The sequence below is a fragment of the Desulfobulbaceae bacterium genome (assembly GCA_013792005.1).
Classification (GTDB): domain Bacteria; phylum Desulfobacterota; class Desulfobulbia; order Desulfobulbales; family VMSU01; genus VMSU01.
On record VMSU01000107.1, the window covers coordinates 1 to 11,941 of the forward strand.

The 11,941-nt window shown below is 49.4% G+C and carries 7 protein-coding genes; all 7 read right to left on the reverse strand.

The features are described from left to right. A partial coding sequence (locus tag FP815_06080; protein ID MBA3014507.1) for a universal stress protein occupies positions 1 to 657 on the reverse strand: 657 nt, incomplete at its 3' end. A 380-nt stretch (positions 658 to 1,037) separates the two neighbouring features. Continuing rightward, positions 1,038 to 2,996 carry a portal protein gene (locus FP815_06085; GenBank protein ID MBA3014508.1) on the reverse strand — a complete coding sequence of 653 codons (1,959 nt, stop codon included), beginning with the start codon at positions 2,994 to 2,996 and terminating at the stop codon, positions 1,038 to 1,040. A 257-nt stretch (positions 2,997 to 3,253) separates the two neighbouring features. Continuing rightward, on the reverse strand, positions 3,254 to 4,564 hold the full coding sequence (locus FP815_06090; protein MBA3014509.1) for a 4Fe-4S dicluster domain-containing protein: 1,311 nt from the start codon (positions 4,562 to 4,564) through the stop codon (positions 3,254 to 3,256). 135 nt (positions 4,565 to 4,699) lie between these two features. Then, positions 4,700 to 5,611 (reverse strand): pirin family protein, encoded by a 912-nt coding sequence (locus tag FP815_06095; protein ID MBA3014510.1) that lies wholly within the window; start codon positions 5,609 to 5,611, stop codon positions 4,700 to 4,702. A gap of 49 nt (positions 5,612 to 5,660) precedes the next feature. Continuing rightward, complete coding sequence (locus tag FP815_06100) at positions 5,661 to 7,901, reverse strand: adenylate/guanylate cyclase domain-containing protein (protein MBA3014511.1); 2,241 nt, start codon at positions 7,899 to 7,901, stop codon at positions 5,661 to 5,663. An 85-nt stretch (positions 7,902 to 7,986) separates the two neighbouring features. Further along, a complete protein-coding gene (locus FP815_06105) occupies positions 7,987 to 10,350 on the reverse strand; it encodes a hypothetical protein (protein MBA3014512.1) in 2,364 nt (787 codons plus the stop codon). Positions 10,351 to 10,365: 15 nt separating this feature from the next. Then, positions 10,366 to 11,829 (reverse strand): DUF560 domain-containing protein, encoded by a 1,464-nt coding sequence (locus tag FP815_06110; protein MBA3014513.1) that lies wholly within the window; start codon positions 11,827 to 11,829, stop codon positions 10,366 to 10,368. Positions 11,830 to 11,941 lie beyond the last annotated feature (112 nt).

The following is an 11,941-nucleotide window of genomic DNA, read 5'->3' on the forward strand; positions in this document are numbered from 1 at the left end:
GATCTCGTTTCGGGCAACCGCATGCTTAATCCGAAGAGGAATATCCATAAAACAGGCAAGCTTGACATAATGGGACAGACGATCATTGATTTTACGCAACATCGACCGGGTAAGAGGAATATCCAACTCCGTCAGTTTTTTGGCGTCAACCAGAGTGACACTGTAGACTTCAGTTGCGGCTTTATATGCCTTGGCAAATGAGGCAAACAGTGCAAACTTCTTCACCGACAGCCTATCCTCCTGGATCGCCAAGACCATATTCCGCACCAAATAGTGGGTGTCCAGCCGGACCACTTGCACCACCGCCAGATCGGCGGAAAGCGGAGAACGAACCAACTGCTCCCGCAATGATTTTTCAAAAAACCGACACCGCTTGGAAGTGCTGCAAAACAGGATATCAACCCGATTGGCATCAACAAAACTCCTGATGGCCTTGATCGGATCCCCCCCCAGCACCACCCTTTCAGTAACGACATTGTCGATCTCAGCCGCCTCCTCGATAACGTCCATGCTTCGCTCTACGTCATCCAGACTGTCCTTGGAATTCTTTACGTGAAGCAGAACGAGAGGAAACCCGTGAACGGCTGCGTACCGCAAGGCATAAAAAGCCGCGACTTCCGAGGTAATCAGGCCGTTAACTGCTGCGATGACTTTCATGGGCAACCTCCATTACAAAAAGCCTGAGCACCAAGCAAAAAATCATCTAATGATGGCGTGACACGTAAAGGGCCTCAAAAAGCAGCTAGTGTTTAATGACAAAATCACATGCCATTATATTTCACCTTGTATCTTCATTCCGGCCTTCGCATGGGTGACGGCTGTGGCAATATCGATCATTTCTACAATTAGGCACTAGGAGCCTGTCGGACTTAGAGAATCGTAGCGAAAATTCGTAAAATTGTGACCAGATATTCATGAGTTTGAGACGAATAGCAGGGCTATTTAACGAAAATTCATGGAGATATGGGCCGGTTTTACGAATTTGCAGTAGATTTATGCCTAAGTCCGACAGGCTCCTAAGTCAACACCAGAATCAATCAAACTTCTGCCAACCTCTTAAAGCCATTCCGCTCTTGTTGGTTGCCAACAATCGCCACCAAATCACCTTCCTGGAAGCAATAGTCCACTTTAGGATTGGAATAAAAAACTTTTTCATGGATAATTCCAACAATTGAAACTCCGGTTTTGGTGCGAATGGCTGCTTCTTTAATGCTTTTACTAATAAGAGGGCTATCAGCAAGAAGAGTAACCCATGAAATTTCCAACATATTTTTTATATTATCAAATTTGGTCAGGAGTTGATGATTATTATTCGATTTGTAAATTGGAGCGTAAAGATGTTGCCGTACCGCGTCAGTATATTTTTGAATGATAGATACCGGGATTTCCAAGTGAAGAAGCGCCTGTCGAGCAATTTCCAACCCTGCTTCCATCTCAGGCAGCACGGCCATATAAACCCCACTTTCATACAACGCCCGCATTTGCTCTGTGCCATCGGCCCGGACAATTATATGTAGTTCCGGCTTAATACGATGAACTTGTCTGACGATGGACTGAGTGGTCACAACTGATGGAGTTGTAATCAACAAAAGCCTGGCCAAATGAACTTTTGAAACATCAAGTACATTTGGTTGGCTCATATCCCCAAAAACCACTGGAAATTTTGCACCCTTACATTCAACCATTCGCTGATGATTCAATTCGATAATAACAAAAGGGAGATTAAGTTGAGTCAGAACCTGAGCGATATGTTGCCCCACACGCCCACCACCAGCAATGACAACATGATCTTTAAGTCCATGATGAGGGAGATTTTCTGTTTGCAATAACTCCTTTTTAAATAACTTTTTCCTTATCTGATAGAGTGAAGGGGCAAGCGTTGAAACAAATGGGGTAATCGCCATACTTATGACAGAAATGGCAAGAACAAGCGAATATATATCTTGATCAATGGCCTTCGTTTCAAGTCCTACCCGTGCAAGAACAAAGGAAAACTCCCCTACCTGAAACAGCCCTAACCCGACTGCAATTGGCACAATATTGATATATCCGAATAGCATCGCCAACACCCAAAAGACTGTCCCTTTAAAAACTGCAATAGCCAAAACGATAGAGAAAATCTTGATCCAATTTTCAAATAAAAATACCGGATCCAGAAGCATCCCAACCGATGTAAAAAATAACAGACCAAAGATATCCCTTAACGGAATAATATCACTCAGCGCTTGATGGCCGTAATCAGACTCGCTGAGCACCATCCCAGCAACAAAGGCGCCAAAAGCAAACGAGAGTCCGAATAAATATGTGGCATACCCAATCCCAAGACCTATGGCTGTAATGGACAAAATAAAAAGCTCCCTGGAGTTCCATTGGGCAACATGTGCCAACAACCACGGGAGTAACTTCCTACCTAAATAAAACATCAGCGCTAAAAAAATTACGGACTTGATTACAGCTATGGCCAAGAGTGGCAAACCTGCCTTGGGGTTGCTCAGCTGAGGGAGGATAATCATCATCGGGATGACAGCGAGATCTTGAATAATGAGCATGCCGATCATCACCCGACTGGAAAGTGTCCCCATAAGTCCCCTGCCCATAAGTGTTTTCAATGTCACCATGGTGCTGGAGAGAGAGATTAAGGCCCCTAACCATAATGAACTCGCACTAGACCAGCCCATATATTTACCAAGCACATAGCCAGCTCCAATGGTCAACAGAATCTGAACTGGTGTACCAAAAAGAGCAATATTCCGTACCGGTTTTAGTTCGCTGATAGAAAATTCCAGCCCCAGCGCAAAAAGAAGCAGGGCCACTCCGATCTCCGCCAAGAGTTCAATTTCGTGAATATCGCCGACCGTAACCCCACCCGTATACGGACCGACAACAATTCCGGCAAAGATGTACCCTAAGATTAACGGCTGCTTAAGCTTTTGGGCAATGAGCGCGCCAAACAAAGCAGCAACCACAATAATGACAATATCTGCAGCTACCCCCATGTGAACAACCTCGCACTTAATAATCGCATTTTTTCGGTAAACGTTCACTGGGCACCCCATCTGCTTTGTTAGCGGCCTGCTTATGTGCAACTAGCACACTTCGCAGACCGCTTTCGCGCATCTGGGGCACCCGGTGAACGTTTACAGTTCCGGGGTTACCTGTAGTTTCGGTGCCCCTGGTGAACGTTTACTTTTTTCGCTTCAATTTTTTCTTGGTTTTCCTCTTAAGCTATCGGCATTGCGCACTTAAAAAACTATCACGAAAAATGATCGGCAAAAACTCCCGCCTGTTTCTTTGCTCCCTTGACCAGCAGGTTGAGAACTGATAATTTAATCGACTCCGAAGCCATTGCTGTTTTATAAAGCGCTGTTTTCTCAAGAAGACTGACTAGCCGCCCCAAGGCCCGATGACCGAGTTTTTCCGGATCATCAAAAAGCATATCCGCCAACTTGCCGCGCTCTATTGCCATTGCCACTCTCTGGTCAAATATAGTTTCCGGCGCCAGGATCCGGTGCGGACGAGGCTTCATCATTGCGCCACCGCTTTTACAAATCTTGCTGCATATTCCACAGCCCAGACAGACCTCATCATTTAACACTGCCCATTGTTTTTTCTTCTCGTGGCTTAGGCCTTTCTCAACTCTAATCGCATCAAGAGGACAGACCTTACTGCACTCCCCACACCCCGTGCATTTGAAACGATCCACCTCCATGATCCAGTTTGAAGAGACAATACCCTTGTTAAGATTATAGGTCTTGACACCACGAAGCATATGACAGCAACAACTGCAGCAATTACAAATGAAACTTACTTTCCGCTGTACGTTATCGCCAATCTGGATAAGGTTTGCGTCTTTGCATTGAGCCAAGATACCCATTGCTTCATCTTTTGTTACTAATCTAGTCAAGCCATTCCGGGCCAGACTTTGAGCCGCATAATCAAATGACAGGCATACTTCTTGAGGCTTATCACAAGCTGTGCCATGATGTTGAGCAAGATGCTGACACTGACAGAGCCCAACAGATATTACCGTTGCCGCGGAGACGATATGCGTTGCCCTTTCCCAATCAAGGACCTCGGAATGCGATCTGCTTGGGATTACCTCTTCCTGAACAAAAGTGCGGGCAAGCTGCGTCTCCCCCTGCCAAAAAGACTTGGCAAGGGCGCCATCATTCTCGGTAAAATACTGTTCAAACAGATAAGCAAGTTCCTTCATGGAAATATCCGGCCGCGCCCGCATGAAAACAAATTCAAAAAAACCAATGACAACCGGCGGCAAAGTAACATAGCGCTGACCATCGCATTCAAGATCGAACAGCACCCCCCGGCGTGCCAGTTCTGTCACCTTATCATTCAGTTCATCGACAGGAATATTAAGTTTTATTGATAGAGCTGGAATCGACGTCAGGTTGTGCGGAATTTTTCTCGCCAATCGGGCCTCTTCAGGCGAAAACAAAATGCGGAGGATTTTCATCAAGGTCGGCGAATGAGGGTTCGCCTGAACTTTTTGGGAGAGCCGTTGTTGCAAGCTATGATATTCGTATTCAGGATCAGCACTGTGGCCCACGATCACTCCTCTTGGTTGAATAACTTGATTTGACGGTTATGGTAGTGTCACCATCTTCCTCGGCATTACCCAAAATACTCCTTACCTACCCAGAGACCATTTCGTCCGAACCTCACGGTCATAGGTTATTTACCTTCATCTCCTGAATTTGATGAACGTACCCTGATCATACTCCTCAAAGGCAGCTCGTAGCTCTCCAGCGGTATTCATCACAATCGGGCCCCGCCACGCGACAGGTTCACCGATAGGTTTGCCGGAAATAAGGAGGAAGCGCACCTCCTGATCCTCTGTAAAAACCATAATTTCAGAACCATCGCCAAACAGAATAATCTCACCATTAACACCAAATGATTGTTGCTGAAGATTACCCGAGCTGCTCTCCTCCACTTCACAGGTACCAGGTTTTTTCTCCCCGCAAAACGATCCCTGCCCATCGATAAGGTAAGCAAAAACGGTATGCCCCGGTTTCACCGGATGTCTGAACTCCGTCTTCGCTGGCACAGTAACGTCAATATACTCCGGATCGATGACAATACCCTGCACCGGCCCCACAATTCCTGCGACCTCCCCGGCAATAACCTTAATTATCACCCCACTAGACAGTTTGACCTCGGGGATCTGGGTGCTTGCCACATCTCGATACCGCGGGTCCATCATCTTATCCCGAGCTGGCAAATTAGCCCAGAGCTGAAATCCGTACATCTTCCCCTCACTATCACCTTTTGGCATTTCCTGGTGGATAATCCCGCTCCCGGCAGTCATCCATTGAACATCGCCGGAACTGATAACCCCCGAGTTACCTAAACTGTCGCTGTGTGCTACGTCGCCTCTCAATACATAGGTGATCGTTTCGATCCCCCGATGAGGATGCCAAGGAAACCCCTTGATATAGTAAGCTGGGGTGTCAGAACGGAAATCATCAAAGAGCAGAAAAGGATCAAACTCCGGCGCCTCACTGAATCCAAATCCTCTTTTCAAGTGAACTCCATCCCCTTCAATGGTTGGCTTGCCAGTAAAAACTTTACAAACTTTGCGCACGGTAACCATTGAGACATCCTCCTTCAAATATCTTTAATGCAAACCAAACCACTCAAGCCTATTTACTCGTTGCAGTAAATACCCCGTCCCAGTCAGGTGGGGGTGGATCGAACAGAAAGGCATCGATTCGACCAAGATACAGATCATACATAGGCGACTGCTCCTCCTGCTGCAATGACAGAAGGATTGCCCGGGCTTGATAAAAGTTCTGACCCTGATAATACCCGAGCGCCTCCTCAAACTTCTTGCTTTGCTCAAGGATCTTAGTCGAAGGCTCCCCCTCGCACCGAGGTTGATAGATGGCTACCGGACGATCCTTCCCTTTAACCCGAACCCTGTCGACTAACTGACAGAAAAAAGCCCCCTTAACCGCTTCATAGGTAGGCTCACTAAGTAAAATGCTGGTGCCATAGATTTTATTCAGACCCTCAAGACGAGAGGCAAGATTGACGTTGTCACCGATCACCGTATAATCGAAACGCTGGGTGCTGCCGAAATTACCAACACTCACTCGTCCGGTGTTGATCCCAACACCAATCTCGATTGCCGGCAGACCCTTTTTGCTCCACTCCGGTTGAAGCTTCCGTAAGGCATCACCCATCGCCATAGCCGCCCGAAGGGCATGAACCGCATGTTCTTGGTCCGGCAGTGGTGCTCCCCAAATCGCCATAATCGCATCACCGATATACTTATCCACAGTCCCCTGATGCGCCATGATAATATCACTCATGGCGCTCAAGTACTCATTAAGGAAACGGGCAAGCTCCGGCGAGGCCATGCTTTCAGAAATAGAGGTAAACCCACGGATATCATTAAAGAATACCGTCAGTTCCCGCTCTTGACCCGCTAGAATGAGTTTTTCCGGGGCATCGACAAGCTCCTGGACTACTTGAGGTGAGACATAATGACTGAAGGCACCTTGGATAAATCGCTTCTCCCGATCCTTGATACAGTAGTTGAACAAGGTGACCACGACAAACACTGAGGAAAGGGTCAGCAAGGGATAACTCACCCCCACCACAACTCCCTGTAAGAAAAGTTGGTGATAAGTGCCATACACCAAGGTGAAAACAATCAGCGCCATCCCCCCCAGACCACCAATCAAAGGACTAGAATAGGCCAACAGCGCCGCAAGAGTTACCCCTCCGGCGATAATCACTGTATAGGTCAAGCCAATCTCGGTGTAGATATCATGCCGCAGAGGGTCGCCATTCAGGATATTATCAACAACACTGGCATGAATCTCTACCCCAGGAACTACAGTGCCGAATGGGGTCGCCCGAAGGTCATGAAGCCCAGCTGCCGACGTGCCGATCAGCACATACTTGTCCTTGAAACTGTGAGTTCTGCCGTTAAGAACATCCCCGGCTGAATAGTAGGGGAATGATCTCCCAGGCCCACGAAAATTAACCGTCAACTGACCTGCGCTATCAGTAGGAATAAAATGGCTGCCCACGCTGACTCCCAGGAGAGGGAAACGACCTCGGCTATGCGTTGTGGCGTAAATCGTTACGGAACTGACATCAAGCCCCATTCGCACCACCTCAAGTGCCAGCGAGGGGTATGGAATCCCATCATAGGCCATGAATAACGGAACTTTTCTAACCGTCCCTGACGGATCGGGGATCACATTGAAAAACCCTTCCGACTGAGCTATTGCCACCGCAGGCACGTTGACAATCGCCCGATAGGCTTTACGCAGAGGAAGGTCCGCGAAGTTGATCTCTTTCGGCTCGAGAGAGAGATTAATAGAGGGAAAAGGGACGCTTGCCGGATTTTTGAGTCCATCGTCAGAACATTGAAACACATACCCGAGAATGGTTGGGGTTGTGGCAACAACACCACCAAGGGTTGCATCATGATCAAAGCGTTGATCAGTCTTGAGGTCGTTGATCTCCTCAAGGCTGAAACGCTGAACCAAAAACGGCTCAAGCTCACCCAGCCCATAGCGAGGAGAAGTCCGATCGACTTCGGCAAACACGATATCCATAGCGATGGCTTTAGGCCCTTGGCCGGCAATAGCCTCAAGCAGACGGGCCACCTCTGTTCGGGGCCAGGGCCATTGACCGATCTGCGACAGACTCTTCTCATCAATATCGACCACCACCACCGACCCGCTGCTGGGATGCGGGCCACGCCAACGAAACATGACATCGGTGATCTGGTTATCGAGTTGTTCAAGGAATCGGGGCTTAACTCCCCCAAAGGAGTAAAAAACAAGGCAGGCCGCAACCACAACCAGACAACCGGTTGCAAACGGAGAAGATACCGCGAGATACAAATTCTTGGCTCTGAGCATGAAAGCACATTCCGTTAGCACAGGAAGAAGAGATTATGGCGGGTACTGATAGCTCACCCGCCAGGGAAGGGGAAAATATCAAAGCTCAACGGGCAGGACCGTTGACCAAGTTGCCACCAAAGATCCCAAGGTATCGCTGGGTACTGAGTTCGGCCTGGAAATTTCCGCCGATGGCATTGACTGTTGGTCCATAGAATACCCCATTAACAGCGCTGTCGATGACACCGGGGTTAACAATGCTCGCCTTGAATCCTTGCCCAGTAAGCAGCGATGCCGCCGAGTTAATGCTCAAAGTAACCTCGTCAAAGGACAAGGCCCCGGTAACTGCCGAGACGACAGAAGCTTGGCCAAAATCAATGGCCAGATTGGTTCGGCCATTGGTCAGCGGGGAAGCATGATTCATTGAATCGATCACTTGCCCCTGGGCCCTCCCTGAGTAATGACCGACAAAGGTCGTCTTATTGAGCAACGAATCAACAAAGCTTGCTGGAGTTCTCTGCCCCGCAATCCACAGGGAGTAAGGGACATGGGTGTGATACATATCGTCGACCGTATCCACCATATCCGGCCCATCCGGCTCTTGATGGGTGATCTCCCAATGGCCCCAGCTGACGTAATCGGAAAACTGTCGTTCAGGAACCTCGGTAACCAAGTAGTTACCATAGGGGGTAAGACCAACATTAAATACAGGTGTCGATGTGCTATCATCATTGATACAGTTGCCGGAGCAGCCGATGATCGCCATCATGGCATCATCTAAAACATAGGCCGAGCCATGGCTACCGCCGATTTCCAGCTCCAGACCGCCAAAGTTGGAACCGATAACAGACCCAAGGGTGGTGGTGCTAGAGGTGGCCGTTGACATCCGGTTAAGTTGAGGTGCTTTAAACCGACCGGTAATAGTGCCCAAGTCTCTATCGATTGCCAGGATAAACTCTTCGTCAATGCCGTCGGCGACAGTATTCATGAAAAGCTTTCGTTCGACATCAGGCCCATTCACATTCTCGGAGACGCCCACGGCAAACCCAGACCAGAGTGATGTCCCCTTGAGTGAAGTGAGATCAAGCGGATCCTGAGGTCCCCGAGCGGCGGAGACCGTCACTTCCCATTGTGAAACCAAAGGGGTTCCCGGGATGCGCAGGCTGTACTCCCCGCCTGTTGCACTGGCAGTAAAGCTCTCAACCTGAGTGCCGGCAAAACCGCCCGTTCCGGCACCAGACAAGAGCGAAACCCCATCAGTCAGGCTTGTTGGGATCGTTGAACTTGGTGGGTCCCCGGCATCACTGCCGAAGATATGAATATCGGTTAGATTGGCATCTTTGACCGTTCCAAAAAAGAAGACCGGTCCCCCGTAGGGAGTTGTCTGATCCTTCATGCCCCCGACAGCCTTGCCACTGTGCCAGTTAACCTCCATCAAAAAGTCCCCGCCAATCGCCCCGAGGTCTGGAGTGGAAATTCCCTTAAATGTACCCTTATAGCCGGAAATACCGTCTCTAGGGGGAACGGGAACGGCTGGCGGCAGAATAACCGGCAAATTATCCGGATTATCCTTAGGTTCATAGAGGACCGGCGGCACCGGAACAGGAACCGGCAAAGCAGTTGTTAGCTGGGGAGGTACGGAATCCACTCCTAACTCCTGGCCAGAGAGATCTTTCAGCGCCATCTCACTGGCCAGGGCCGTGGAGGAGGCACTCGGCGCCTCGTTCATCTCCTTCTTCCCTGCCGGGGTCTTATCACCGACCTCTCGCTTCTTCTTCATTGGAGTTTTTTCTTGGTCCGACTTACCGGTCTGCTTCTCTTCCGGCGGGGTACCGGTCATAGTCTCGTTAAAGATACCAAGCTCTGCCCCACTCAACTTCTTAGGCGGACTTGGGGGCTGGTCGGTGCTACTGACCTGGGAGCCGAAACCCGGCGTGGTAATGGCAACCGTCCCAGCGGCATTGGTGATATCGATCCCTTTGCCGCCCTGGAAAACCACGGAAAGAGAATTTCCCCTCACCGTTCCTGCGTACATGGATCCTCTGATCCCAATAGTGGCCGTGGGGGTTTCGGTAGTAAAATTTTGGGGAACAAATTTCGTTAACGCACCACCCATGACCCGAAAGGTCCCCTCTTTCACCCTAGTCTTCATCTTACCGGTCTTAGCCTCCTGATCCCAATGATACTCTGCAAGTATCATTTCGGTATCGGAAGCAAGACTGATGATTGAGGCATCACGAAACAGCAGTTGGATCCTTCCCTGCTTCCCGGTGCGCAAGATATCCTCCTCAAACACCGGGCCTTTTATCACAAGCGTCCTAACCACACCGTGCGGGGTGGTGGCTGTGACCTGCCCCCTTACCGCCACGACCGTGGCAATGGCCGCAGAGTCAGGACTGACGGCAAAGGCGCCTGCAACATCAAACAGTATACCAGCAAGAGCGGCAATCAAGAATAGAAGCCGGATCATACAGTCCCTCTCTCGTTAGAACCCATAGGAGAACATCGCTACAGATACATTTTTTCGATAGTCATAAACGCTGACAGTAGAGTCGGATTCGGTGTAGGTGTAGCTCAACTGTCCAAGGAGATTCTGCCTCCTACCTTTTGCTTGCCACAATAGTTTCGTGACCCCACAATAGAAGTCACTTACTCTATCTAAACGTTGACTGACATCGCCGGGCTTGATGGCCCCATACTCTGTCCTCTGGCGGTTGAACCCGGCAAAGGCGGTAAAATCCACGGGCAGAACCCGGTCATACCGCCCCCCCCAAGCACGCCGGTTATAACTCCAATAATCGGCATCGGCCCTTTCCTGCTCATGACCCAGGCTGACGGTAATCCTGTTATTGCCAAGCATGAGTATCGGACTGAGACCAAGGGTAAAGGTTGTCGCATCCTTTACCGAATTACTGTCCTCCTGATATCGTTTTTCCTGAAGAGTCGTGGTAGCGCTGGCAATAAGCTTCGAACTCAAACTGACTATCGCCGAGCCACCAATACCCATTGGCCGCATATACGGATCATGCTCGACCAGCAGATCATGAAACATTCCATGGACCTCGTACAATGCCGTGGGTGTCTCATAGGCAGGTCCGGTACTAAGACCAAACAGGTTGACATCCAAATCATGATAGTCGCCATAAAGGTTATTAAAGGTAGTGGCCGTAGTCTTCCAGGCAAAAGGGCTACCCTCCCTGCGATAGATATGGCTCACCACCACGCTGGCGGTAGTGTAATAGTCGGATTGCGAGGGAGCCGACAGGTCATGAGTGACAAAATTCAACCCATCAAATGAGGTAAACAGAAAGTCCCCGGGGGACGAACGGATGTTGTCGTCAAAGCTGATTCCGGCAGAGACCGTACCACTGAAAAAGTGCCGCCGTTCGGCTGCGGCAATGGCTGAGAGGTAGTTATCAATATTTATCCGCACAGCTCGAGGCGGATTGCCAGCAAGAACTTCATAAAAATACTGCTTGGCAGACTCGAAGGACCTTAGACGCATATAACAACGGGCGAGTTCAAGTTTCACCCGCATCGCACCCGGTTGCATGATCAGTATCCGCTCAAACGACATAACCCCAGTCTCATACTCTCCAGCCTCGGTGGCCGCAAGCCCAAGATAAAAACTGATCTCGATATTAGCAGGGTCATCGATAAACGCCAGTTGAAAATACCGAACGGCAGTGCTGTAATCCTGGCCCTGAAAGGCCTGCTTGCCGAGGACAAAAGGATCGGTCGCAACCGAACTGGCCGCAACAGTCTGAACGCTAAAGGAAAACAACAACAGACAATACCCAACGATAAAGGCGGCTTTCTGATTCATGGCGCTCCCAAAAGAAATTGGCATCAGGAGATGACGGTGACATTCTTCAATCAGAATGGAATTTCGCGCCCTGCCAAGGTCTGCTGGAATTCCATCTTGATGAACTATACTATAGTACAGCACACCTCAGCTCGTTGTGAACCCAAAAAATTACCACAACCCCATCAGTCGAGATAAATTGACAGATTCGGGGCCAGAGTAGATGCCACAACTGACCCTCATTCCGCCCGAAGCT

What these genes read in the sequence shown, in the direction of transcription:
- FP815_06085 (MBA3014508.1), bottom strand. Translation starts at nt 2,996, where the DNA reads ATGGGGGTAGCTGCAGATATTGTCATTATTGTGGTTGCTGCTTTGTTT.
- FP815_06095 (MBA3014510.1), bottom strand. Translation starts at nt 5,611, where the DNA reads ATGGTTACCGTGCGCAAAGTTTGTAAAGTTTTTACTGGCAAGCCAACC.
- FP815_06100 (MBA3014511.1), bottom strand. Translation starts at nt 7,901, where the DNA reads ATGCTCAGAGCCAAGAATTTGTATCTCGCGGTATCTTCTCCGTTTGCA.
- FP815_06105 (MBA3014512.1), bottom strand. Translation starts at nt 10,350, where the DNA reads ATGATCCGGCTTCTATTCTTGATTGCCGCTCTTGCTGGTATACTGTTT.